The organism is Pelistega suis (genome assembly GCF_013133795.1).
Classification (GTDB): Bacteria; Pseudomonadota; Gammaproteobacteria; order Burkholderiales; family Burkholderiaceae_B; genus Taylorella; species Taylorella suis.
On record NZ_JABGBN010000009.1, the window covers coordinates 89818 to 113787 of the forward strand.

The 23970-nt window shown below is 41.5% G+C and carries 23 protein-coding genes; 18 read left to right on the top strand and 5 right to left on the bottom strand.

Annotation, left to right across the window (positions count from 1 at the left end):
• Nucleotides 1–21: 21 nt before the first annotated feature.
• The 3 genes from HKX39_RS09780 to HKX39_RS09790 are packed head-to-tail and all read left to right on the top strand — an operon-like array spanning nt 22 to nt 2415.
• Nucleotides 22–291 carry an HPr family phosphocarrier protein gene (locus HKX39_RS09780; protein WP_171681140.1) on the top strand — a complete coding sequence of 90 codons (270 nt, stop codon included), beginning with the start codon at nt 22–24 and terminating at the stop codon, nt 289–291.
• Nucleotides 292–315: 24 nt separating this feature from the next.
• The gene (ptsP, locus tag HKX39_RS09785) at nt 316–2073 is read left to right on the top strand and encodes a phosphoenolpyruvate--protein phosphotransferase (protein ID WP_246226162.1); all 1758 of its coding nucleotides are present in this window, start codon (nt 316–318) and stop codon (nt 2071–2073) included.
• An 18-nt stretch (nt 2074–2091) separates the two neighbouring features.
• Nucleotides 2092–2415 (top strand): hypothetical protein, encoded by a 324-nt coding sequence (locus HKX39_RS09790; RefSeq protein ID WP_171681141.1) that lies wholly within the window; start codon nt 2092–2094, stop codon nt 2413–2415.
• 2 nt (nt 2416–2417) lie between these two features.
• On the opposite strand, the gene HKX39_RS09795 is transcribed toward HKX39_RS09790, so the two are convergent.
• Complete coding sequence (locus tag HKX39_RS09795) at nt 2418–4073, bottom strand: sigma-54 interaction domain-containing protein (protein WP_171681142.1); 1656 nt, start codon at nt 4071–4073, stop codon at nt 2418–2420.
• Nucleotides 4074–4210: 137 nt separating this feature from the next.
• On the opposite strand from HKX39_RS09795, the gene HKX39_RS09800 reads away from it, so the two are divergent.
• A complete protein-coding gene (locus HKX39_RS09800) occupies nt 4211–5758 on the top strand; it encodes an acyl-CoA carboxylase subunit beta (protein WP_171681143.1) in 1548 nt (515 codons plus the stop codon).
• A gap of 17 nt (nt 5759–5775) precedes the next feature.
• Nucleotides 5776–5988: an acyl-CoA carboxylase biotin carboxyl carrier protein subunit gene (locus HKX39_RS09805; RefSeq protein WP_171681144.1), complete on the top strand. Its 213-nt coding sequence runs from the start codon at nt 5776–5778 to the stop codon at nt 5986–5988.
• Between the two features lie 77 nt (nt 5989–6065).
• Here the strand turns inward: HKX39_RS09805 and HKX39_RS09810 are convergent, their stop codons facing one another.
• Nucleotides 6066–6734 carry an LOG family protein gene (locus HKX39_RS09810; protein WP_171681145.1) on the bottom strand — a complete coding sequence of 223 codons (669 nt, stop codon included), beginning with the start codon at nt 6732–6734 and terminating at the stop codon, nt 6066–6068.
• Between HKX39_RS09810 and polA the strand changes: the two genes are divergently transcribed.
• Nucleotides 6733–9453 carry a DNA polymerase I gene (gene polA, locus HKX39_RS09815; RefSeq protein ID WP_171681146.1) on the top strand — a complete coding sequence of 907 codons (2721 nt, stop codon included), beginning with the start codon at nt 6733–6735 and terminating at the stop codon, nt 9451–9453. The genes HKX39_RS09810 and polA overlap by 2 nt on opposite strands.
• Before the next feature lie 86 nt (nt 9454–9539).
• Here the strand turns inward: polA and htpX are convergent, their stop codons facing one another.
• On the bottom strand, nt 9540–10427 hold the full coding sequence (gene htpX, locus HKX39_RS09820) for a protease HtpX (RefSeq protein ID WP_171681147.1): 888 nt from the start codon (nt 10425–10427) through the stop codon (nt 9540–9542).
• Between the two features lie 173 nt (nt 10428–10600).
• Between htpX and HKX39_RS09825 the strand changes: the two genes are divergently transcribed.
• The 3 genes from HKX39_RS09825 (at nt 10601) to HKX39_RS09835 (ending at nt 13658) form a co-directional block, all read left to right on the top strand.
• Complete coding sequence (locus HKX39_RS09825) at nt 10601–11470, top strand: DMT family transporter (RefSeq protein WP_343043448.1); 870 nt, start codon at nt 10601–10603, stop codon at nt 11468–11470.
• 36 nt (nt 11471–11506) lie between these two features.
• The gene (locus tag HKX39_RS09830; RefSeq protein ID WP_171681149.1) at nt 11507–12343 is read left to right on the top strand and encodes a sulfurtransferase; all 837 of its coding nucleotides are present in this window, start codon (nt 11507–11509) and stop codon (nt 12341–12343) included.
• 166 nt (nt 12344–12509) lie between these two features.
• On the top strand, nt 12510–13658 hold the full coding sequence (locus tag HKX39_RS09835) for an aromatic ring-hydroxylating oxygenase subunit alpha (RefSeq protein WP_171681150.1): 1149 nt from the start codon (nt 12510–12512) through the stop codon (nt 13656–13658).
• 120 nt (nt 13659–13778) lie between these two features.
• Here HKX39_RS09835 and HKX39_RS09840 read toward each other — a convergent pair whose 3' ends face one another.
• Nucleotides 13779–14900 (bottom strand): metallophosphoesterase, encoded by a 1122-nt coding sequence (locus HKX39_RS09840; protein WP_171681151.1) that lies wholly within the window; start codon nt 14898–14900, stop codon nt 13779–13781.
• A gap of 173 nt (nt 14901–15073) precedes the next feature.
• Between HKX39_RS09840 and HKX39_RS09845 the strand changes: the two genes are divergently transcribed.
• The 4 genes from HKX39_RS09845 to folE2 all read left to right on the top strand — a co-directional run bounded on the left by HKX39_RS09845 (nt 15074) and on the right by folE2 (nt 19351).
• On the top strand, nt 15074–15352 hold the full coding sequence (locus HKX39_RS09845; protein WP_171681152.1) for an exodeoxyribonuclease VII small subunit: 279 nt from the start codon (nt 15074–15076) through the stop codon (nt 15350–15352).
• 238 nt (nt 15353–15590) lie between these two features.
• Nucleotides 15591–16505, top strand: coding sequence for a polyprenyl synthetase family protein (locus HKX39_RS09850; RefSeq protein WP_343043449.1), 915 nt, complete (start codon nt 15591–15593; stop codon nt 16503–16505).
• Nucleotides 16506–16514: 9 nt separating this feature from the next.
• Nucleotides 16515–18374 carry a 1-deoxy-D-xylulose-5-phosphate synthase gene (gene dxs / locus HKX39_RS09855; protein WP_171681153.1) on the top strand — a complete coding sequence of 620 codons (1860 nt, stop codon included), beginning with the start codon at nt 16515–16517 and terminating at the stop codon, nt 18372–18374.
• A gap of 176 nt (nt 18375–18550) precedes the next feature.
• Nucleotides 18551–19351, top strand: coding sequence for a GTP cyclohydrolase FolE2 (folE2, locus tag HKX39_RS09860; RefSeq protein ID WP_171681154.1), 801 nt, complete (start codon nt 18551–18553; stop codon nt 19349–19351).
• Nucleotides 19352–19494: 143 nt separating this feature from the next.
• Here the strand turns inward: folE2 and HKX39_RS09865 are convergent, their stop codons facing one another.
• Nucleotides 19495–19800 (bottom strand): c-type cytochrome, encoded by a 306-nt coding sequence (locus HKX39_RS09865; RefSeq protein ID WP_171681155.1) that lies wholly within the window; start codon nt 19798–19800, stop codon nt 19495–19497.
• 303 nt (nt 19801–20103) lie between these two features.
• On the opposite strand from HKX39_RS09865, the gene rpsF reads away from it, so the two are divergent.
• The 5 genes from rpsF (at nt 20104) to dnaB (ending at nt 23285) form a co-directional block, all read left to right on the top strand.
• The gene (gene rpsF, locus HKX39_RS09870) at nt 20104–20481 is read left to right on the top strand and encodes a 30S ribosomal protein S6 (RefSeq protein WP_171681156.1); all 378 of its coding nucleotides are present in this window, start codon (nt 20104–20106) and stop codon (nt 20479–20481) included.
• 15 nt (nt 20482–20496) lie between these two features.
• Nucleotides 20497–20811 (top strand): primosomal replication protein N, encoded by a 315-nt coding sequence (priB, locus tag HKX39_RS09875; RefSeq protein ID WP_171681157.1) that lies wholly within the window; start codon nt 20497–20499, stop codon nt 20809–20811.
• 72 nt (nt 20812–20883) lie between these two features.
• A complete protein-coding gene (gene rpsR / locus HKX39_RS09880; protein ID WP_023951997.1) occupies nt 20884–21159 on the top strand; it encodes a 30S ribosomal protein S18 in 276 nt (91 codons plus the stop codon).
• An 11-nt stretch (nt 21160–21170) separates the two neighbouring features.
• Nucleotides 21171–21626 (top strand): 50S ribosomal protein L9, encoded by a 456-nt coding sequence (gene rplI, locus HKX39_RS09885; protein WP_171681158.1) that lies wholly within the window; start codon nt 21171–21173, stop codon nt 21624–21626.
• A 198-nt stretch (nt 21627–21824) separates the two neighbouring features.
• The gene (gene dnaB, locus HKX39_RS09890) at nt 21825–23285 is read left to right on the top strand and encodes a replicative DNA helicase (protein ID WP_171681159.1); all 1461 of its coding nucleotides are present in this window, start codon (nt 21825–21827) and stop codon (nt 23283–23285) included.
• The last annotated feature ends 685 nt before the right edge of the window (nt 23286–23970 follow it).

Here is a 23970-nt window from a genome sequence, read left to right on the forward strand (position 1 = left end):
AATAAGGTTTTGGAGTTTATTATGCCTTCCGTAAATATTGAGATTATTAATCGTTTGGGCTTACATGCACGTGCGGCCTCAAAATTAACCCAATTAGCCTCTACGTTTAAAAGTGAAATCTTTATTTCTAAAGCACAACAACGCGTGAATGCTAAGAGCATCATGGGGGTGATGTTGCTAGCTGCAGGTAAAGGAATGACGGTTACTGTGGATGCTGAGGGCGAAGATGCTGAGCAGGCTTTAGAAGCAATTGCGGCACTATTTAATGACCGTTTTGGTGAGCCAGATTAATTTGTAGATACATAGGTGCATTATATGGAGCAAACAGTAGCAAAAATACCAGATATGGTAATGGCGTTACACGGTAAAGGCGTTGCCAAGGGAATTGCTATTGGTCATGCTGTGATTATGGGTGCTGCGTTACTTGAAGTAAAGCATCATCTTGTTTCTGTTGATGATATTGAGAGTGAATGTACTCGTCTTGATCAGGCTTTGCAAGCAGTAGCTGCGGATCTTGACTATATCAAGAATAATTTGCCTGAAGATGCACCGATTGAATTAGCCCCTGTTTTAACAGTACATAGCCTATTGCTTGCTGACCCTATGCTAGCAAGCGAAACCAAACAAATTATTCGGACACATCGTTACAACGCAGAGTGGGCCTTATCGACACAAGGGCAAATGCTAGCGAGTCAGTTTGGGCAAATGGAAGATGAGTATTTGCGTGAACGTGCTAGTGATGTGAATCAAGTGATTGAGCGCGTATTATCTTTTATGTCTGGTGTTAAAAGTTTTGATTTAAAAAACTTACCGGCGACGTGTGAAGATGATTTTCCTTTTATCGTTGTAGCGCATGATATTTCACCAGCGGATATGTTGAATTTGCGTGAGAAGCATTTTGCTGCGTTTATCACAGATGCTGGTGGCCCAACCTCTCATACCGCTATTGTGGCACGTAGTATGCATGTACCTGCGGTAGTCGGGATGAAAAATGTCCGTTCTTTAGTACGCGATCGAGAAATATTGATTGTAGATGGCGATGAAGGTTTAGTGATTGTCAACCCATCACCACTCATTCTGGAACAATATCGTCAGAAACAGCGTCAATACCAAACAGAGCGAGAGTTTTTACTCCTACAGAAAGATGAGCCAGCGGTAACAGTAGACGGTGTACATATTGAATTAGAAGCGAATATTGAATTACCAGAGGAAGCCGATGCGGCCTTGGAAATGGGTGCCACAGGGATTGGACTTTATCGTAGTGAGTTCTTGTTTATGAATCGCGAGACACTGCCTAGTGAACAAGAACAATATGAGGCGTATTCGCATGTATTAAAAACGATGGGTATGGATAAACCAGTCACCATCCGTACATTGGATATTGGTTCAGATAAAACCTTGCATAATGAGGCGACAGTTGCGGTCAATCCCGCATTAGGTTTACGAGCAGTACGCTATTGTCTCGCCCATCCAGAAATGTTTCTCACACAATTAAGAGCCTTATTGAGAGCCTCGGTGCATGGACGTTTGCGAATTCTGATTCCTATGATTTCACATTTGCATGAGGTCTATGAAGTCAAACGTTATCTGACTCAAGCACAAAATGAATTAATGTCAGAGGGATATGCGATTGGTGAGAAAGTTGAGTTAGGTGCGATGGTGGAAATTCCAGCTATTGCGATTGCTATTGAGCCCTTTCTCAAAGAGCTAGACTTTGTTTCTATCGGTACGAATGACTTGATTCAATATACCTTGGCAGTTGACCGTGTAGACGATGAAGTAGTGAGCCTTTATGATTCTGTACATCCAGCGGTATTACGTTTGATTCACAATACTATCCAAGCAGGTGATCGAGCGGGTAAGCCTGTATGTGTCTGTGGTGAAATGGCTGGTGATACCAATTACACAAAATTATTATTAGGTTTGGGATTAAAAAGTTTTTCTATGCATCCTGCACATATTCCAGAGGTTAAGCAGATTGTTCGTCATGCGCATACGAATGTTTTACGCACGCGAGTGGCTCGGACATTGAACCATGGTGAAATCATTGACTTGGATGCGGTGAATGCCTAGAAATAGTGGTATATGATGATGAAAAAGACTATTCGCTATCTATTGCCATTGAGCCTATTGCTGTTATGTAGTGCTTGCTCCCGTATCCTTTATGAAGAAACGGATATACATTACGTAGAGCGTTGTGACACACAGTCTTGTGATAATGCTTTAGCGCGTTTGAAATCGCAATGTCATGGTGAGGTGGTAGATGCCTACTTTAAACGGAAATCTGCAATTGTCCAATGCCGTCCTGCTAAACCTGTCGATCCTAAGGCACAAGGGACACCTGAAGTCAAACCTCAGGATGCTCATGTTACGCCCAAAGTGGAAGAGGCGGTAAAGAAAGAGATTCAGAAATAGTGCTAGTCTTTTTCATAGAGTTTGAGGATTTTATATAAATAAGAGCGAGAAATGCCTAAACTCTTGGCCGCTTTGCTTTTATGCCCTTGAAAGCGTTGAATAGCCTCAACGATGGCATGATACTCTATTTGTTTAATAGGTTTAGGTTGAGAATATTCTGCGTCTATTTTATGGTCTAAAGAGGTGGTAGATGCCGAGGGTACCATCTCAAATGGTGCGCCTCTTTCAAAGTTTTCTATGAGCAGTTCTTTACTATCACAAAAGACTAAAGCCTCTTCGATTTTTTGTTTGAGTTGACGAATATTCCCAGGCCATTCTTTTTGAGCTAAATAACGATAAATGCTGGGTGAACAGCAAGGAGTGGGGAGGTTATTACGACGGCAAAAGTTCTGAATAAAATGAGGGACGAGTAAAGGAATATCTTCTAAGCGTTGTTGTAGCGCCGGTAAGCGGAGAGTGACACCGCTAATACGATAAAATAAATCCAGACGGAATTTGCCTGCCTCGATAAGTTCTTGAATATTTCGATGCGTGGCGGTTATAAGTCTGAAATTTACTTTTTTCGTTTTATTTGAGCCAATTTTCTGTATGGTTCTGTCTTCCAAGACGCGGAGTAGCTTTAGTTGAATTTCTAGAGGAATATCGCCAACCTCGTCTAAGAAAAGTGTGCCACCTTCAGCTTCTTCGAATTTGCCTTTTTGACCTTCTTTTTTACCCCCTGTAAATGCCCCGGGTTCATAACCAAATAGTTCTGCCTCAATAAGTGTGGTGGGAATAGCCGCTAAATTTAAGCTAATCATAGGTTTGTCTTGATGGCCGTGAGTTGCTTCATGAATGGCTTTAGCAACCAATTCTTTTCCTGTGCCACTATTACCTAAAATCAGTACCGAAACGTCTAAATTAGAAATCGTTAAAATTTCTCTTTTGATGCGTTGAATAGGAGGGCTTTCACCAATAATGAGCGATAGAGCGGGTTGTATTTGCTTTTTTAAATTCGCGACGGTTTTTTCATAGGTTTTTAATTGTTCTCGCATATTCGCAAATTCTTTTGGCTCGGTAAACACAAGCTGTCCAATCGCCCCGACGACTTTACCCTCTTGACGAATAGGAATGCGATTGACAATTCTAGATTCTCCGTCCAGTACTTGTAGCTGTGCGAGTTCAGCTACACCGGATTTTGCTACTTCATGTAAGCGAGAATTTGGGATAACTGTCTTAGCAGATTGATTAATTGCTTCGCCTCTGGAGAGTTGCCAATAGGCTTCATTAGACGTGCTTAAATAAGAAATTTCTCCTTTGTGATTGGCAACACTCAGGGCGATATGGGGGCTACTGACAAAATAATTCAAGATGGGTAAAGCAAAAGGTACTGCAGCAATAAAGTCAACTAACTCATGTTCTGTTTTTGCCTCTCTAATAAAGATAATTTGCATATCTTCACTGCTTAATGATATGCATACGTAGGGAATAGTTACCTCATTGACAGTAATATGAATAGTGTTGAGTGAGGCTTTTTCCGGTGTAAAAGAGGAAGGTCGCTTCAACGTTAGCACTTCTTGTTGAATATGGCTATCCGTGCCAAGCCCAAGCGCAAAGCAAATATGTTGTTCAGCATTCAAAACAATCAGTCCAAGAGAATTTGTCTTTATTGAGGACATTTTTGTCTCCTTTTTTGTCTTTATTAAATACATTACTGTAGAAAAATAGCGTTGTCATTAAGGGATTACCTTATAAAAAGAGTTTGGCACGCTATTTGCTTGAGGTTGTATCGTAGACAATAAGGAGGAAGACAGATATGTCATGGCAACCAGAAATCGACGAGCTTGAATATAGAAAAAAGTTGGCACTGGCTTTAGGAGGACCAGAAAAGGTTAAACGTCATAAAGACGCAGGGAAGCTGACTGTTCGCGAGAGAGTGGATTTATACGTTGATAAGGAGTCTTTTCGTGAAATAGGTAGCCTAACAGGGCGAGGACAATATGATGCACAAGGCAAGTTAGTCGGATTTACCCCTTCTAATTTAGTCATGGGACGCGCGATGGTAAATGGCTCCCCAGTAGTCGTTGTTGGCGATGATTTTACGGTGCGTGGAGGTGCAAATGACGGTGTCGTAGGGGACAAATTAATTTATGCCGAACGGATGGCTCATGATTTGCAAATACCGATGGTGCGATTAGTAGATGGTACAGGAGGTGGTGGTTCTGTTAAAAATATTGAACTCAAAGGGCATACATTAATTCCAACGATGAAAGTTTGGGAACATGTGGTTGAGAACTTGATGACCGTACCCGTTGTTGCGATGGCTTTGGGGTCTGTAGCGGGTATGGGGGCAGCCAGAGTAGCAGCTAGTCATTATTCCGTTATGGTGAAAGGGACGTCACAATTATTTAATGCCGGTCCACCTGTCGTCGCCAAAATCGGTGAAGTAATTGATAAAAATGATTTAGGTGGCAGTCAAATTCATACACGAAATGGCGTAGTGGATGATGAAGTCAATAGCGAGCAAGAAGCTTTTGAACGGACAAGAAAGTTTTTGTCCTATTTGCCGAAGTCGGTATTCGATTTAGCACCAAGAGCCGAGGTACAGGATGATCCCTATCGTCAAGAAGAGTGGTTGATTGAAGCCATTCCTAGAGATCCACGTAAAGTTTATAAAATTAGACCTATTGTAGAAGCGATTGTGGATAAGGGAAGCTTTTTTGAGATAGGTAAACATTGGGGAAAAGCTATCGTAACGGGCTTAGCGCGCGTAGATGGTTGGAGTGTGGCTATCGTGGCTAGTGACCCGTATTTTTATGGGGGTGGCTGGGATAAAGATACGACTGAAAAATTTACACGCTTTATTGATTTAGCCCAAACCTTTCATATACCAGTCATTAATTTTGTAGATATTGCAGGTTTTCAGATTGGGTCTGCAGCAGAAAAAGCAGGCATTATGCGTTATGGGGTCAGAGCCTTATCAGCGGTGTATCAAGCGACAATACCTTGGTGTTCATTTATTATCCGAAGAGCCTATGGCGTAGCTGCTGCTGGACATCAACATATGGGACGACATAATTTCCGCTATGCATGGCCTTCGGGGAATTGGGGATCTTTGCCGATTGAGGGAGGGCTTGATGTCGCTTATAAAGCAGAAATTGAGGGAGCAGATGATCCTGTTCAAAAAAGACAAGAAATTGAGCAAAGAGTGCGTCGCTTAACATCCCCATTTTTAAGTGCAGAAGCGTTTGTTATTGAGGATATTATTGATCCTCGAGAAACTCGACGCTTGGCGTGTGAATTTGTGAATACGGTGATTCCTTTATTAAAACCGGGAAGAAATCAGTTTGGATATAGACCTTAATGTTGTAGGAGATTTAAATGAAAAAAATAGAAAGTATTGTTAGTGGTATCGTGGTCAAAATTATGGTGCAAGAAGGTAGCGTCTTAAGTGCGGGTGATGAAGCATTGATTGTAGAATCAATGAAAATGGAAATCCCTTTGGAGGTTGAGGTATCTGGTGAAGTAGCAGAAATCTTAGTCCAAGAGGGGGATATGGTAGAAGAAGGGCAGGAGCTCATACGGCTTAAGTAGTTTGTTTCGTAAGCCGTTTAAGCAAAGTCATAAAGGATTTTTCCCAGATGCTTGCTGAGGGAAAAATCCTTGTTCCATCAACATAATCCCAAGCAATGTGGCCCCTTGGCGTTTTCTTCAACCGCTTTTTTCACAATATTGACGACTTCCTGTGGGCAATCGGTAACATGATAAAGGTCTAAATCATGAGGAGAAATATAACCATTGCCGAGTAAACCTTTTTCAAAGAAGTTTAATAAATCCTGCCAGAATTCTTTGCCGACAAAAATAATAGGGGCTTTATTTGCTTTACCCGTTTGAATTAAAGTAAGGGCTTCAAATAATTCATCTAATGTCCCAAATCCTCCGGGCATAATAATATATGCCCAGCTATTCATAAAGAAGGTTGTCTTACGAGAAACGAAGTATTTAAAGTCAATGCTATGGGATAGGTAAGGATTGTTATGTGTTTCAAAAGGAAGTTTGATATTTAAGCCGATACTCGTACCATCAGCCTCATAACATCCTTTATTGGCTGCTTCCATAATACCGGGACCGCCGCCTGATATAATAGCAAAACCAGCGTGTACAAGTTGCTTACTAATTTCAACAGTTTTATTGTAGTAAGGGTTGTCTGGTTTTGTACGTGCACTTCCGAAAATACTGACAGCATTTGAGACATCTTTAAGGTGCTCTGCTGCGGTGTAAAGCTCTTCGGAAATTTCTTTAATTTGTCCTTGAATAGTCGATGCTCTTAAATCAATCATGAAAAATAAAACCTTATTACTTGTTGATGGTTCTAGTTACTTATACCGTGCTTATTATGCGATGCCAAATTTGCGTAATAAAGCAGGGGAGCCAACAGGAGCAATCTACGGAATAATTAATATGATGCGTAAAATTAGTCAGGATTTTAATCCTGATTATATGGTATGTGTCTTTGACGCACCGGGTAAAACTTTCCGTGATGACCTCTATCCTGATTATAAGGGGCAACGTCCACCAATGCCAGATGATTTGCGTGTACAAATCGAACCGATTTATGAAACGATTGCCGCCTTAGGTTGGCACATTATCGCCCAGCCTGGAGTAGAGGCAGACGATATCATTGCTACTTTAGCAGAAATTGCAAGACAAAATGATGTCAAAACTGTTATTTCGACGGGGGATAAAGATATTGCGCAATTAGTTAATGAGCATATTAGTTTGATTAATACGATGACGGGTGAGCGACTTGACCGAGAGGGGGTTAAGGATAAATTCGGCGTATTTCCAGAGCAGATTATCGATTTTCTTATGCTTGTTGGGGATAAAGTGGATAATGTTCCCGGTGTAGAAAAAGTGGGTGAAAAGACGGCAGCGAAGTGGCTAAATGAATATGGTACATTGGATAATCTCATTGCTCATGCGGATAAATTGAGTGGAAAAATTGGCGAAAATTTCCGTCAAGCAATGGCTCAGTTTGATTTAACGCGTCAACTTATCACGATTAAAAAAGACTGTGATATGCATGAGTTTTATCAAGGTCTAGAGAGTTTACAGCCCAAAGAAGTAGACAACACTAAGTTAATTGAGTTATTTAATCGTTTTGGATTTAAAACTTTTTTACGTGAAGTTAGTGGGGATACAGAGGCAGTGCCTACACAAGATAGTCGAGTGGATGATGCTTTACCTGCGATACCAACGGACATCAACTATCAAATGGTGAATACGCCAGCGCAATTACAAAATTTGTTAGAGACCATTCAGTCGGCAGAACTCGTTGCTTTTGATACAGAGACTAATAGCATTGACCCTATGCAAGCAAAATTGGTGGGTATGTCTTTTTCGGTGAAAGTGGGTCAGGCATGGTATGTGCCATTAGCTCATATGGGTCTTTTAGATGAACAATTAGATAAAGCACAGACATTGACCTTATTAAAGCCTTGGTTAGAAGATACAACGGCTCGTAAGGTTTTACAAAATGCGAAATTTGACACACATGTTTTGGCCAATGAAGGTATTCAATTAAAAGGTGTTAAGCACGATACGATGTTGATGGCTTACGTCTTGGCTTCCAATAAAAAGGTCGCTTTAGAAGAGTTGGCTAGTCGTTATTTGGGTCGTCAAGGTTTAAGTTTTGAAGAGATTTGTGGCAAGGGTGCCAGTGCGATTACGTTTGATTATGTACCTTTGGATAAAGCAACCCAATATGCGTGTGAAGATGCTGATTTTACCTTTCAACTCGCACAAGTACTTGCTCCTAAAATTGAGGCTGTAGCAGGATTTGCAGCAACGTATGATTTGGAAATGCAAGTCTGGCCTGTGCTTTATGCGATGGAGCGGGTGGGTGTAAAACTGGATGAGCGAGAATTACATCAACAATCTGGGGAGTTAGGTGATACCTTAGCAAAACTGGAAAAACAGGCCTATGAATTGGCAGAGCAAGAGTTTAATCTTAATTCCCCTAAGCAGTTAGGTGAGATTTTATTCGATAAGTTGCAATTACCTGTTGTTAGCAAAACAAGCAAAGGAGCACCCTCTACGGATGAGGAAACATTAAGTAAGCTTGCTGAGGATTATCCATTACCTAAACTGATTTTAGAATACCGTAGTTTAGCGAAGTTAAAGTCGACCTATACGGACAAATTACCGAAAATGGTATTTACTGGAACGGGTAGAGTGCATACGAATTATGCACAAGCTGCGGTGGTAACAGGACGTTTATCGTCTTCAGACCCAAACTTACAAAATATTCCAGTACGCACAGAAGAGGGACGACGAGTGCGTAAGGCCTTTATTGCAGAGCCCGGTTATCACCTAATGTCAGCGGACTACTCACAAATTGAGTTACGTGTGATGGCGCATATCTCTGGGGATGAAAATTTACAAAAAGCGTTTGCTGAAGGTAAGGATATTCACCGAGCAACAGCGGCGGAGGTCTTTGGTGTTGAATTGGAAGCCGTAAGTAGCGAACAACGACGCGCAGCGAAAGCGATTAACTTCGGTTTAATCTATGGTATGGGAGCGTTTGGTCTGGCGGCTAATTTGGGCATCTCACGTGATGCCGCCCAAAACTATATCGCACGCTATTTTACGCGCTATCCGGGGGTAGCTTCCTATATGGAAACGACACGAGCTAAGGCGAATGATGATGGTTATGTTGAGACTGTCTTTGGTCGTCGTCTGTGGTTGCCAGAAATTCAGGGCGCAAAAGGACCTCGTAGGGCAGCCGCAGAGCGAGCGGCGATTAATGCACCTATGCAAGGGACGGCTGCGGATTTAATTAAAAAAGCAATGGTAGCTGTTCAGCAGTGGTTGGTAGAGCAAAAAATGCAGTCTCGTATGATTATGCAAGTGCATGATGAATTGGTGTTAGAAGTGAAGGATGAAGAGGCAGCATTGGTCAAAGAGCAATTACCCAAACTGATGGCAAGCGTGGCTGAGTTAGCTGTACCTTTATTGGCGGAAGTTGGTGAGGGAGAGAATTGGGAGCAGGCGCATTAGATTTATGCTTTAATGTGCGAAGTGATAAAAAAGGAGAGCTTTTAGACGGCTCTCCTTTTAATTGCTATCATGAGTTTAAACCGTGATTAACCTGCATTTAAACTTTGCAGTGCGCGGATGCGCTGTTCCATCGGTGGGTGTGTTGAGAATAAGGCAGCCACGCCCATTTTGTCACTAATCCCCATCGCTTGCATACCTTTGGCTAATTCACCTGGCTCTAAATTACCTAGGCGTGCTAAGGCATTAATCATAGGTTTTGTAGAGCCTAATAATTGTGCTGATCCTGCATCTGCACGGTACTCACGTTGACGAGAGAACCAAGCGACAATGATAGAGGCAAGAATACCGAATGCGATTTCACAGACAATGCTGGTGATGTAATAGCCAATACCTACACCGTCACGGTTTTCATTTTTAAGTAGAACGCGATCGACAAAGAAGGCGGCAATACGAGCGAAGAAAACAACGAAGGTATTCACAACGCCTTGGATAAGCGTGAGGGTTACCATATCGCCATTGGCAACATGGGCAACTTCGTGACCAAGTACCGCGGCTACTTCTTCTTCATTCATATTTTGGAGTAGGCCGGTAGAAACGGCAACGAGTGCTTCATTTTTAAAAGCACCTGTGGCAAAGGCATTAGGAGCTCCTTCATAGATACCTACGTCAGGACGGCCAATACCTGCACGATCGGCTAATTGATGCACAGTATCAACTAACCATGCCTCCGTATTGTTACGAGGTTGGCTTGGGTCGATGAGCTGAACATTCATACTCATCATCGCCATTTTTTTGCTCATTAGTAGTGAAATGATGGAGCCTGTAAAACCAACAATGGCAGAGAAGATAAGGAGTTGTTGGTAGTCAATGCCATTGGCTGTTAGATAGCGATTCGCCCCCGTAATGGATAGTGTCACGCTTAGGACAACCATAACAGCAAGGTTAGTAAGTAAAAATAAAAATACACGTTTCATTAATAATGATTCCTATGAATAATGAATTTGTGATGGATTAAATGAGGATAAGTCTGAAAATTTCTAGTGCCATTATAAAAGTAGAAAGTTTATCATTGACGAAAAAAGTAGAAAGACTACAATATTTAAATTTTTCAATATACTTCAAATTTATGCAGTCTTTTTGGAATCTCGTGGCCTCAATTATGTTCGCATGCATGGGGGCAGGGGTGAAATACTCATTAGAAAATGGTGCATCACTACCAGCAGTGATTATTTTTCGTTCATTTCCTTCAGTTGCGTGTATCTTGGTATGGGCGTTATTGACTCAGCATAGTCTTAAGACACAGCATCCAGTGGCACATTTGAAACGTAATTTCTTTGGTGTTTCGGGGATGTGGTTATCTTTTTTTACTTTAGGGGTATTACCACTAGCTACGAGCACTAGTATTAATTATACCTCCTCATTGTTCATTGGCTTGTATGTGGTGTGGAGTGCTAAGCATATCACAACGGACTTGGTGCGTTTATGTGCGGTATTGCTGGGTTTTGCGGGAGTGACCTTGGTGTTAAAGCCGAGTATTAGTGCTGATTTATGGTTAGGGGTCGTGACAGGGTTAGGCGCTGGCTTTGTATCGGCTTGTGCCATGTTCCAAGTTAAAGCATTGGGTAAGCTAGGTGAGCCAGTTTGGCGGACAGTATTCTATTTTTCGACTTTGGCAACCTTGACGGGCGTATTAATGCTCGAAAAAGGGGATTTGGATAATGTCCCTATCCAAACATGGATTGTTCTTGTGTTAACGGGACTTTTTGGTATGTTTGGGCAGTTGGCGATGACACAAGCTTATGGTACGGGGTCTCCTATTATTGCTGCGGTTTTGCAATATTCGACGATTATTTTCTCTGCTTTACTCGGTATCTTGTTCTGGGATAACATACCAGATATGCTAGCATGGTTAGGAATGCTAATGATTATTACAGCGGGTGCTGGGATTGTTTTAGCGGATCAACAAGAAGCATTGAAACGTAAGTTCAACACGATTGTGCATAAAAAGCACGAATAATCGGTATTTTTTATAGAGCGGCTAGAGGAGACGTTGATGTCTAAGTATTTAGTAAGTGCAACAGAATTAGTAAGCAATCCTTCTGCGACACGACAATTTATTGATGCACGACATGATTTAATTAATCATCAGTTAGGTGCTCAACAATATGTTGAAGGGCATATTCCTAGTGCGGTATTTTTAGACCATGAAACGGATCTCTGTGCAGAAAAAACAGGTAAAAATGGTCGTCATCCTCTACCTAAACGAGAGGTTTTTGCTGAGCTATTAGCCAAAAGAGGCATTGATATTAACCGTGAAATCATTGTGTATGATGCGGATAATATGATGTTTGCTGCTCATGTATGGTGGATGTTGCGCTGGTTGGGATTTGATAATGTACGTGTATTAAATGGTGGTTTTAAAGCATGGAAAGCCGCTGGTGGTGCTGTGGAGACTGGTGTAGCAACACCGTTACCGCCAGTGGAGTGGTCGGCTAAACCAAGTTTAGTGACGATTTATACCGCGGATGATGTATTAGCGAATCTAAAGGAGCCTCGTTTTACCGTGTTAGATGCTCGTGCTCCTGAGCGCTATCGTGGTGATGTAGAACCGATGGATCCTGTGGCAGGTCATATTCCCGGTGCGATTAATCGACCTTTTGCAATGAATTTAAACGCGGATGGTTTGATGAAATCAGCCGATGAATTAAAAGCAGCTTTTGCACAATATAATCAGCATGATTTGATTGTGCATCAATGTGGTTCAGGTGTGACTGCCTGCCATAATGCTTTAGCGATGGAAGAGGCCGGTCTGACAAATTATGCTATTTATTCTGGCTCTTGGAGTGAGTGGGTGGCAGACCCGTCTCGTCCTGTTGCCACCGGAGAATAACGCTTATTTCTAGTATATCAAAAAGGGGAGTTTCATAAAATTGCTTTAAACTAAAAAGAAATACCCCTTTTGAAATATTTGGGCTATAATCTAAAATTCCTTTTAACTCCACGACTTATGACCCTTGGTAAGTCGTTTTTTCTTTTTTAAAGCGGGGGGCTCTAAAATGTCAGACATCGGCAAAAAATTGCATGTCACTCCAGGTAAATCGCAATTAGCGGTGAATGCCTATTTCGATGAAGAAATTTTTGCTCTAGAAAAAGAGCATATTTTTAAAAACTCATCTATCTATATTGGTAATGAAAAAGCGGTTCCTGAATTGGGTGATTGGCGTACGCTAGCTCAAGAAAATGCAGGTCGTGTTCTCGTGCGTAACGAGCATGGTGTAGAACTTATTTCAAATGTTTGTTGTCATCGCCAAGCCATTATGTTGGGTGGACAAGCAGGTAATGTAACAGACCCTAATAATAATCGCGGTAATTTGCGTGATACGGGTGGTAATATTGTTTGCCCACTACATCGCTGGACGTATGACAATACGGGTGATTTAATTGGTGCACCACATTTTGAAGCAAAGCCAGCAAGACGTCTTACTCAGTTTCCATTAAAGAATTGTCATGGTCTTTTGTTTGAAGGTCCTCGTGATCCTGCGCAGGATATGGCCTCTTTGTTCAAGTTACCGAATTTTGATTTTTCAGATTATGTGCTTGATCATGTTGAGGTTCATGAGTGCAACTATAACTGGAAAACATTTATTGAGGTTTATTTAGAAGATTACCATGTAGAGCCTTTCCATCCAGGTCTTGGTAAATTTGTGACCTGTTCTGATTTGACATGGGAGTTTGATAAATGGTTTAGTGCACAACGAGTAGGTGTACATCAGGCCTTGGCTAATCCAGGTTCTAAAGTTTACCAACGTTGGCATGATGAGCTTTTAAAATTCCGTGGTGGTGAAAGCCCAGATTTCGGAGCGGTGTGGGTCACATACTATCCAACGCATATGATTGAGTTATATCCTCATGTGTTGGTGTTGTCGACTTTATACCCAGTGAGTCCTCAAAAAACCATGAATATTGTTGAGTTCTACTATCCAGAAGAAATTGCGGCGTTTGAGCGTGATTTTGTCGAAGCACAACGAGCAGCTTATATGGAAACAGCCATCGAAGACGATGAAATTGCTGAGCGTATGGATGCTGGGCGTTTAGCTTTGATGAGCCGAGGTACTAATGAAGTTGGTCCTTATCAATCGCCGATGGAAGATGGTATGCAGCATTTCCATGAATGGTATCATCGTGTGATGAAGAGTGAAGGATAAGTCCCTCTTTTAACGAAGAGCAAAACTGCTAAGTGAAAATAGCCCTGTAGATTTTTTCTGCAGGGCTATTATTTTGTGGATAGCTATTAAGCTATCTGACCAGATTGGGTGGAGGGGGTGTTATGAGGCTTTTTTCAAAATGAGTACGGTAATTTCGCTAGGCACACCAATGCGGATAGGGAAACCATTCCACAAACCCGTACCATTGCCTTGATATAACCAACCATTGCCTACTTTATAAAGTCCTGAAACAAAGCCTTGGTTAAAGGCACGGACGATTTCGGTAAAGCCGATAATCATACCTCCATGCGTGTGTCCTGAGAGTTGCAAGTCTACACCTGCTTGGATATTGGTGCGTGTATTTTTAGGACGATGATCCATCAAGATAATCGGGGCAGAAGTAGGGGCATTGTTAAGTGCTTTGGTTAAGTTAGGGCCCTCTAGATGAAAGCGCTCGGCCACTTCATCATTGACACCTGCTATCACAATCGACTGTCCTTGATGTTCGATAAGCTGATGCGCATTTTCTAAAACATGCATCCCCATATTTTGAAAGGTTTTTGCCCATGCTGGGCCGTCATAATAGTACTCGTGATTACCCAAACTCATAAAAACACCATAACGTGCTTTTAGCTCTTTGTATGCATCAATGTCAGGTAAACGATTTTCTACAAAACCATCAATTAAATCACCAGAGATGGCAATCACATCGGGCTGTGTATCGTTAGTACGCTTAACCACTTCATTTAACCAATCGTGTTTAAATAAATGACTGACATGTAAATCGGTAAGATGAGTGACTTTAAAACCATCTAACTCAGCGGGCAAATCTTTGATGGGTACTTCAACGGTACGAACGTCGGGGACTTGAATCGCTTGATGTACACCAAAAACAGTTAATACCACGCTTAAACCCATAATAGCAAAGCGAGCGCTTGTCGTGAGTTTGGCATGTTTTTGACGAAGAATAAAGCGTCTAATGAGATAGATAATATCACCTACTAAGGTGAGCAATAAGAGGACGACGAAGCCTGCAAATAATCCGCCGAGGATTAAGACGGCCCAAGTGGGGAGCTCTGGTGAGAACATATTCCCCCAAATCCATAGTTGTAGCCAATGGTATTTAGAAATAAATAAAAGAAATAAGCTTAGTATGACTTTACTCAGTCGAGAATAAGGTAAAGGTAAGACTAAACGCCAAACTAAATAGAGAAAGGCGATAAATAAAGCAATATGAAACACAATAAATCCACATGAATAATTGAATGGACTCAAGTGTATAACAATCCCATAAATGAAAACAATCCGATTTCGATGTATATATTTTTCATCAAATTTCGAGAGGGGGCATTTCCATCGATAGCTATCTCGCATTAAAATAGAGCATTATGTATTTTTAAAGAAAGGCTTTGTATATGGCAAAAGCAAGTGTGAAGTTACCAGTAAGTTTTGAAGAGGCTTTAGAAGAACTAGAACGCATTGTTCAAAGTATGGAAGACGATGTGCTGTCGTTAGAAGAGAGCTTAAAAGCCTATGAGAGAGGCGTATTGCTTACTAAGGTTTGCCAAGAAAAGTTAGATGCTGCCAACCAACAAATTCAAGTATTACAGAATAATTTATTGCAGCCTCTGGAGAAAGTTGCTGGTGAGGATAGCGATGAGGAGGTGGATATAGATGATGGAGTGCCTTTTTAAGGGGGCTGAGATAATTTGAGTGATTAATTATCTTAAATTATTTAGGGTTATAACCATAAAAACTTAAAATTTATCCCTATTTTTAGGGAAATAAGCAGAATATAAAGCGACATCAAAATTCTGTCGTCCTTTTTGTACCATTATTCAGTCTTTTACAAAAAATCCCCCCTTTATCGTTCTTGAGTAGCCCGTAAGCGTGTAAAATAGACAAGTTTATTTTAAGGTAGATATTGTTGTGATAAATGATTCTGCACTTCCTTTTGTATCATGGTTAAGCCAAGCTGTTAATCAAGTAGAAATAAGTTTGCAGCAACAGTTGCCAACCGAGGATGTTTTACCGGGTGTATTGCACGAGGCAATGCGTTATGCTGTATTAGGTCCGGGAAAAAGAGTTCGTGCGGCACTCGTTTATGCAGCGGGATTAGCGTGTGCACCTCATGGACGTTTAGATGCGACACAATTGAAATCCTTATCGTTGGCTGCATCGGCTGTCGAGCTGATTCATGCTTACTCGTTGGTACATGATGATTTACCTTGTATGGACGATGATGATATGCGTCGTGGTCGTCCCACTTGTCATATTCAATATGGTGAAGCAATGGCTTTATTGGCTGCGGATGCTTTGCAACCGTTAGCCTTTCAGCAATTGGCGCAGATGCCTATTTCTCCGGCACTGATTGTGCAATCCATTCATGTGTTGTCAAAAGCTGCAGGTAGCTTAGGTATGGTGGGTGGTCAGGTGATTGATGTGGCCAACGTAGGTAACTTACTTGAGTTGTCGCAGTTGCAACAGATGCATCGCATGAAAACAGGTGCTATGATTGAAGGTAGTGTGGTGTTAGGTGCGATTGCTTTAGGTGCCAATTCAGAGGTTAGACAATCTTTGGATACTTATGCTGCGGCAATAGGTTTGGCATTTCAGGTGGTAGATGATATTTTGGATGTCACGGCCGACAGTCAAGCGTTAGGTAAAACAGCAGGTAAAGATGCTCAAGCGAACAAACCCACCTATGTCTCTATTATGGGCTTAGACGCTTCCAGAAAATTTGCCGAGGATTTATATCAAAAAGCGGTGGATGCCTTGTTGCCATTAGGACAGTCAGCACAACGTTTACGCGAATTGGCGGATTTTATTATTCGCCGTCATTATTAATTAGAGTTTATGACCCAGTTATTATCAACTATTCAGTCACCGGCCGATGTGCGACGTTTGAGTCGTACGCAATTAAGCACTCTTTCGGATGAGTTGCGTCAATTTCTTATTGAATCGGTCTCAAAAACAGGTGGGCATTTATCGTCCAATTTGGGTACGGTAGAGCTGACGGTGGCATTGCATCATGTGTTTAATACGCCGCATGATCGTATTATTTGGGATGTAGGGCACCAGTCTTATCCACATAAAATCCTAACAGGTCGTCGTGATGAGATGGCTCAATTACGTCAGGCTGGGGGTATTTCTGGTTTTCCTAAGCGGAGTGAGTCAGAGTATGATGCTTTTGGTACCGCACATTCCTCCACTTCTATATCAGCTGCCTTAGGTATGGCAGTAGTATCACGCAATATGTCTATCCCTCGACAACATATTGCGGTGATTGGTGATGGGGCGATGACGGCGGGTATGGCATTTGAAGCGTTAAATAATGCAGGGGTGACGCAGGGAATCAACCTATTAGTGATTCTTAATGATAATGATATGTCGATTTCGCCTCCTGTAGGGGCGTTGAATAAATACTTGACACGCCTTATGTCTGGTAGTATTGCCAAAGATGCGCATGATTTGGGTAAAGCCGTATTGGAGCAATTACCGAGTCCAGTGATGGAGTTGGCACGTAAGGTCAAGGGGCATGCGAAAGGGATGTTGGGGCCTGCTACGTTGTTTGAAGAGTTAGGTTTTAATTATTCGGGCCCTATTGACGGTCATGATTTAGATGCGTTAATTCCTACCTTGGAGAATTTGAAAAAGCTTGGTGGATTACAGTTCCTGCATGTGATTACAAAAAAAGGTCAAGGATATAAGTTGGCAGAGGCTGATCCGGTGCTTTATCATGGTCCCGGTAAGTTTGATCCAAGTCTAGGTATTCAAGCGAAAACAGGTGTGTCGAAACCGACTTTTACACAAGTTTTTGGTGAGTGGCTGTGTGATCAAGCACAGGCGGATGAACGCTTGATGGGGATTACGCCGGCCATGCGCGAGGGTAGTGGCTTAGTTGAGTTTGAAAAACGATTTCCAACGCGTTATTTTGATGTAGGAATTGCAGAGCAACACGCTGTAACTTTTGGTGCAGGGATTGCCTGTGAGGGATATAAGCCAGTAGTGGCGATTTATTCGACTTTCTTACAGCGTGGTTATGACCAGTTAATTCATGATGTTGCCTTGCAGAATCTTGATGTTACCTTTGCTCTTGACCGTGCAGGTATTGTAGGTGCAGACGGTGCAACACATGCCGGTAATTATGATATTGCATTTTTGCGATGTATCCCCCATATAGTAGTAGCGACCCCTTCAGATGAAAATGAATGTCGCTTGCTATTAAATACGTGTTACCAATATCCCGGTCCTGCGAGTGTGCGTTATCCAAGAGGTGCGGGTGTTGGTGCAGAAGTGCTGAAGACTTTAGAACCCGTCGCTTTAGGTAAAGGTGTCATCAAGCGTGAGGGTCAGTCTGGTGTGGCGATTTTGGCGTTTGGTACTTTATTACATCCAGCGCTCGCTGCGGCAGAGGGATTAGACGCAACAGTAGTCGATATGCGTTTTGTCAAACCACTGGATGAGACCTTATTACGCAACTTAGCTAAAACTCATAAAGCATTTGTGACAGTCGAAGAGGGCTGTATTATGGGTGGTGCTGGTAGCGCGGTGACAGAGTTCTTTAATCAGTCTGCGATAACATGTCCGGTATTGCCGTTGGGGCTGCCTGATGTGTTTATTGACCACGGAGAGCAGCAAGCGATTTTATCTGGGCTTGGTCTAGATAAAGAGGGTATGCAAGAGCGTATCGCTGCATGGTTAAAGACGATATAAAATATATCTATTAATCTTGTAAATATTTTAAATTGTATCTTTTAGGTAGTTTAAATTTAAAATAGCGACAAGTTGATAATCATTATGCAGATGCGTAGGATTGACTAGCATCTGCATTTGTATTTTTGTTGTGTTGATTTTTAGAAGTAGACATAACGATAAAAAAGGATAATAAAATGAGTGAAAATTTAGACACAATGATGCCTGATGTACAAAGTAGTTATGACCCACGTCATATTGCCATTCAACGCGTGGGTATTCGTCGCGTGAAGTCACCAATGTTATTGCAGTTGGATGATGGTTCTGTCCAAGCAACCGTAGGTGAATGGACTTTTACGGTCTTTTTGCCCGAAACAGAAAAAGGCACGCATATGTCACGTTTTATGGCATTGTTGAGTGACTATCGCCAGAAACCAATGACGATTGATGTATTTAAGCAGATGACGGCTGAGATGTTGCCTTTATTGCATGCTGAAAAAGGTGATATTACCGTCGAGTTCCCTTATTTTATTAATAAGAGTGCCCCAGTGTCCGGTGTCCAAAGTTTGATGGATTACCAAGTCACTTGGTTTGCTAAGGCTGAGCGTGAACAAGTTGAGTTTGAGTTAAATGTGGTTGTGCCAGTGATGAGCTTATGCCCTTGTTCTAAGGCAATTTCTGAGTATGGTGCACATAATCAACGCTCGCATATCACAGTGCAATTGGTCTCTCGTGAGAACTATAATATGGATGATGTTATCCGTACTATTGAGAAGCAGGCATCAAGTGAGTTATGGAGCTTATTAAAACGACCTGATGAAAAATATGTCACTGAATTCTCTTATGATAATCCTAAATTTGTCGAGGATTTAATTCGTGATGTGGCAGGTGCAGTGAAAAAGCTACCGGGTGTACTTCGCTATAAAATTGAAGCGGAGAACTTTGAGTCTATTCATAACCACTCAGCATATGCCGTGATTGAAGAAGTGCTAGCTTAGTTTGCTGAGAGGGTGTTTGGATAACACCTGACACGATAGAGTAGCTTGCGTATTGATAGTATTTAATCGGTGCAAGTATTAAAAAAGGCGAGTATGAAAACTCGCCTTTTGCATTCTCCATAAGGTGAAGAATTAAACGCTGATTATTTTAGCGATAAAATCCAATCTGCTAATGTTTTCGCTTCATCATCGCTAACTGGGTTAGCTGGCATAGGTACTGGACCCCATTTGCCTGTACTGCCGTTTTTGATACTTGCAGCAACTGTTGCAGCATCACCAGCATACTTCGCAGCGATTTCTTTAAAAGCTGGACCGATGACTTTGGCGTCAACATTGTGACAAGCCATACAGGCTTTAGAGTTAGCAAGTGCTAAACCGTCTTGAGCATAAGCACCAGAAGCGGCTAAAAGAGAAGCAGCAACAATAGCTGATTTAACGATAACTTTCATATTAATCCCCTTGAATATCAATGTGATTTAACTTACTGCTAACTTTAACATAAGAATTAAGACAGTAAATTGACAAATCTCAAGAATGCCTGAGGATTTCTCTCGGTTATTAAAATTTGACCTAATTTGTTGTATGTCAGCGTCATGTCAGTAGAGAAACAGGGCAAATGTATCGTAAAAGCCGAAAAGCATTTGATTTTTATAAGAAAACTCTCTAAAATTGATAGTTTCTTGCTCGACTAAGGGTGTGTTGCTAGTTAGCAACTGGCTTTAGCGGGCTGTTTTCATCCATAAGGAGTTAATATGCGTCACTACGAAGTAGTGTTTATTGTGCACCCTGATCAAAGCGAACAGGTTCCTGCAATGACAGAGCGTTACCAATCTATGGTAACTACTAACGGTGGTAAAGTTCACCGTTCAGAAGATTGGGGTCGTCGTCAATTGGCTTACCCAATTCAAAAACTAGTTAAAGCTCACTATGTATGCTTAAACATCGAGTGTGATCAAGCTACATTAGACGAATTAGAACATTCTTTCCGCTATAATGATGCTGTTTTACGTCACTTAGTGATTAAAGCGAAAGCAGCACAAACAGCACCGTCAATTATGATGAAAGCTGTTGAGCGTGAAGAGTCTCGTAAAGTTGCTGCTGAAGCAGCTTTCGATTCAGACGAAGAATAATTTAGAAGGACCCACTTGAACCAGACTTATTTACAGGTACGTGTTGTAGAGATTAAACCATTGAGGTTTACACCAGCAGGTATCCCGGTTCAAGAATTGATACTTGAGTACTGCGGAGAGGTAATCGAAGCAGGATATACGAGAAAAGTAGAATTTGTAATAGCAGGCTGTGCGATTGGTGGAATTGCTAATCAACTACAAGAAGTAGGGTTAGGCACAGTGATTCGGGTAGAGGGCTTTTTAGCACCAGCACGTAAGAACTCATCGAAGTTAGTGCTCCATATCCAATCAGTACAATTTCCTCGTGCTCCATCAAGTATTGTGGTCTAGGTAGCGAAGTAGTAATACTTTGATTAACAAGATATAGGGGTTTTACCCCGCTAATGTTTAAAGGCAAATACCATGGCTTTCATGAAAAAAGGCAAGGAAAAACGCAGCAAATTTACGCAGCAAAATCCATTGTTTAAACGTCGCAAATTCTGCCGCTTCTCAGCAGCAGGCGTTGAAGAAATCGATTACAAAGATGTAGACACATTACGTGACTTCATCACAGAGACTGGTAAAATCATTCCAGCTCGTTTAACAGGTACTAAAGCTAACTACCAACGTCAATTAGACACAGCGATTAAACGTGCTCGCTTCTTAGCTTTACTTCCATACACCGATAACCACAAATAAGGATTACTGAGATGCAAGTTATTCTATTAGAAAAAATCGGCAAACTAGGTAACCTAGGTGAAATCGTTAAAGTACGTGACGGCTTTGCTCGTAACTACTTAATCCCTCAAAAGAAAGCTCGTCGTGCGACTGAGCAAGCGATTGCTGAATTCGAAGCACGCCGTGCAGAATTAGAAAAAGCTCAAGCTGAGCGTTTAGCTGCAGCTCAAGAAGTAGCAGCTAAATTAAACGGTTTCCGTTTAGTAATGTCTCAAAAAGCAGGTGTTGACGGTCGTTTATTCGGTTCAGTAACCTCTATGGACATCGCTGCTGCTTTAGTAGGTGCAGGTTTCCCATCTGTAACTAAACAACAAGTACGTTTAACTGAAGGTGCGTTAAAAGCTGTTGGTGAATACCCAGTGTCTTTACACCTACAAGCTGACGTTGATGCAGACATCACTGTTGTTGTTCAAGGTGAAATGGCTTAATTAAATAGTTCATCTATTTAATGCGATATAAGACCCTCTCTTCGGAGAGGGTCTTTGCTTTTGTGGAAAAGAATAATGTTTACTGTAAAACGATAGGAAGCGTATGGTATGCCATTACATTAAAGAGACTATAATGGATGTGCGTCTATAGCTTAAAAATGCTAGAATAGTAGGCTAAATTTTCAATTTTCATTTGCTATGACGACGCCAGATATTCCTTTTGATGATGTACCACCAGTGGAGCCTATTCTTGATACTCCAGTAGTTTCTACATCATCACTTACACCTGATCACTCTTTAACCGATATTCGTTTACCGCCACAGTCTATTGAAGCAGAGCAGTCGGTTTTAGGCGCTTTATTAATTGAGAATCGAGCACTTGATCAGATATCAAGTGTTCTTTCTGAAGATGATTTTTATCGTCATGATCACCGTTTAATTTGGCGACATATTCATCAGTTAATTAGTCTGGATCGTGAAGCGGATGTTATCACGGTGGCTGAATCTTTACGTTTGGTCAATAAAGAGCAAGAGGTAGGCGGTTTAGAGTATCTCAATGCACTTGCCATGAATACTGGTTCTGCCGCTAATATTGAGCGTTATGCTGAAATCGTACGCGAACGAGCGATGTTACGTCAGATGTTATCCGTAGCCGATGAAATCTCAACGATGGCATTTCAGCCTAATGGACGACAAGCGCGTCAATTATTAGACGAAGCAGAAGCAAAAATCTTTAAAATCTCTCAAGAGAATGGAGAGGGGAATAAAGATTTCCACTCTATGCCTGAAGTGATGATTCAGGTGATTGAAGAGCTAGAAAAACTTGCCGAACGTGATGATGATTCTGATGTGACAGGAATCAGTACAGGTTTTGCAGACTTGGACTCTCGTACTGCAGGTATGCATAGCGGTCAATTAATCATTGTAGCAGGTCGCCCAGCGATGGGTAAGACATCTTTTGCGATGAATATTGTGGAGCATGTGGCGATTCATGAACAATTGCCTGTGGCGGTGTTCAGTATGGAGATGGATGCTACTCAGCTAGGACATCGTTTATTGGGTTCGGTTGGTAAAGTTAACCAACAGCGTATGCGTACTGGTAAGCTGTTAGATGAGGATTGGCCTAAGATTACCCATGCGACTTCTTTATTGCAAAATGCCAAAATTTTTATCGATGAAACCCCAGCGCTAACACCGATTGATTTGCGTGCACGTGCGCGTCGCTTAAAGAGTAAAGAAGGTGAGCTTGGTCTGATTGTGGTCGATTACTTACAGTTAATGTCGGGCTCTGGACGCAATGATAACCGTACCGCAGAAATTTCTGAAATTAGTCGCTCGCTTAAGCAATTAGCACGTGATTTAAAATGCCCGATTATTGCACTATCGCAGCTTAACCGTGGTCTAGAACAACGTACCAACAAACGCCCAATTATGTCTGACTTGCGAGAGTCTGGTGCGATTGAGCAGGACGCCGACGTGATTTTATTTATCTATCGTGATGAAGTGTATAACCCAGATTCGCCTGATAAAGGGATGGCTGAAATTATTATTGGTAAGCAGCGTGCGGGTCCAATTGGTACGGTGAAATTGACCTTTGCTGGCGAGTTTACCAAATTCCTTAACTATACAGGTGCTGGTGCAGCGTTTGTGGGGGAGTAAGGGGTAATTAATAGAATTTAATTGAGTTCTGTGCTACTTTAGTGTACTATTTTATTAACAAGACGTACGAGCAGGATTGAGCATTCAGCGTCTGTCCGACCTTTATGGTTACAAGCCCAAGAGCAGTTATAAAGCGATTCCTGTACAAGCCCCTAGCGAGATTTCTTACTAGGGGCTATTCCTTTTTATATGGGTTTTCTGATTTTTTTATTGTGTAGTGTATTGTGAAGCAAAATAAAGAATGAAATAGGCTTTCGCTTTTGGTGTTTAAGTGCATTTGTGCGAGGATATGCGCTATTGATGAAAATATGAATATCTGTGTTTGGTTGTGTAGATTTTTTAAGAGAAAAGTAGATTTCATACTGAATTGTTTTATCTTGTGTAATTAATTCAACGGTCAAGAATTTATCGTCTGCAGAGGTGAAGAAACATTTATGTTTATCTAAATTTCTTAAAATATCAGGTAGATATTTAGAAAGTGTGTATCGTTCAGTACAAAATAGTCGCGTTTCTTTTTTATCGTTATAAATTAATCCAGATGGTACAGAATGTATAGATGGTTCTGTTGCAAAGTTTTAAATAAAGAATAAAATTCCTTACGGTATCTATGATTTAAGCTGGGATTCCCAATAATACCTTGATTTCAGTACAGACCGAAAACCCGAAGAGAGTGCCTTCTTTTCGG

What these genes read in the sequence shown, in the direction of transcription:
- HKX39_RS09780 (WP_171681140.1), top strand. Translation starts at nt 22, where the DNA reads ATGCCTTCCGTAAATATTGAGATTATTAATCGTTTGGGCTTACATGCA.
- ptsP (WP_246226162.1), top strand. Translation starts at nt 316, where the DNA reads ATGGAGCAAACAGTAGCAAAAATACCAGATATGGTAATGGCGTTACAC.
- HKX39_RS09790 (WP_171681141.1), top strand. Translation starts at nt 2,092, where the DNA reads ATGAAAAAGACTATTCGCTATCTATTGCCATTGAGCCTATTGCTGTTA.
- HKX39_RS09795 (WP_171681142.1), bottom strand. Translation starts at nt 4,073, where the DNA reads ATGTCCTCAATAAAGACAAATTCTCTTGGACTGATTGTTTTGAATGCT.
- HKX39_RS09800 (WP_171681143.1), top strand. Translation starts at nt 4,211, where the DNA reads ATGTCATGGCAACCAGAAATCGACGAGCTTGAATATAGAAAAAAGTTG.
- HKX39_RS09805 (WP_171681144.1), top strand. Translation starts at nt 5,776, where the DNA reads ATGAAAAAAATAGAAAGTATTGTTAGTGGTATCGTGGTCAAAATTATG.
- polA (WP_171681146.1), top strand. Translation starts at nt 6,733, where the DNA reads ATGAAAAATAAAACCTTATTACTTGTTGATGGTTCTAGTTACTTATAC.
- HKX39_RS09810 (WP_171681145.1), bottom strand. Translation starts at nt 6,734, where the DNA reads ATGATTGATTTAAGAGCATCGACTATTCAAGGACAAATTAAAGAAATT.
- htpX (WP_171681147.1), bottom strand. Translation starts at nt 10,427, where the DNA reads ATGAAACGTGTATTTTTATTTTTACTTACTAACCTTGCTGTTATGGTT.
- HKX39_RS09830 (WP_171681149.1), top strand. Translation starts at nt 11,507, where the DNA reads ATGTCTAAGTATTTAGTAAGTGCAACAGAATTAGTAAGCAATCCTTCT.
- HKX39_RS09835 (WP_171681150.1), top strand. Translation starts at nt 12,510, where the DNA reads ATGTCAGACATCGGCAAAAAATTGCATGTCACTCCAGGTAAATCGCAA.
- HKX39_RS09845 (WP_171681152.1), top strand. Translation starts at nt 15,074, where the DNA reads ATGGCAAAAGCAAGTGTGAAGTTACCAGTAAGTTTTGAAGAGGCTTTA.
- dxs (WP_171681153.1), top strand. Translation starts at nt 16,515, where the DNA reads ATGACCCAGTTATTATCAACTATTCAGTCACCGGCCGATGTGCGACGT.
- folE2 (WP_171681154.1), top strand. Translation starts at nt 18,551, where the DNA reads ATGAGTGAAAATTTAGACACAATGATGCCTGATGTACAAAGTAGTTAT.
- HKX39_RS09865 (WP_171681155.1), bottom strand. Translation starts at nt 19,800, where the DNA reads ATGAAAGTTATCGTTAAATCAGCTATTGTTGCTGCTTCTCTTTTAGCC.
- rpsF (WP_171681156.1), top strand. Translation starts at nt 20,104, where the DNA reads ATGCGTCACTACGAAGTAGTGTTTATTGTGCACCCTGATCAAAGCGAA.
- rpsR (WP_023951997.1), top strand. Translation starts at nt 20,884, where the DNA reads ATGGCTTTCATGAAAAAAGGCAAGGAAAAACGCAGCAAATTTACGCAG.
- rplI (WP_171681158.1), top strand. Translation starts at nt 21,171, where the DNA reads ATGCAAGTTATTCTATTAGAAAAAATCGGCAAACTAGGTAACCTAGGT.
- dnaB (WP_171681159.1), top strand. Translation starts at nt 21,825, where the DNA reads ATGACGACGCCAGATATTCCTTTTGATGATGTACCACCAGTGGAGCCT.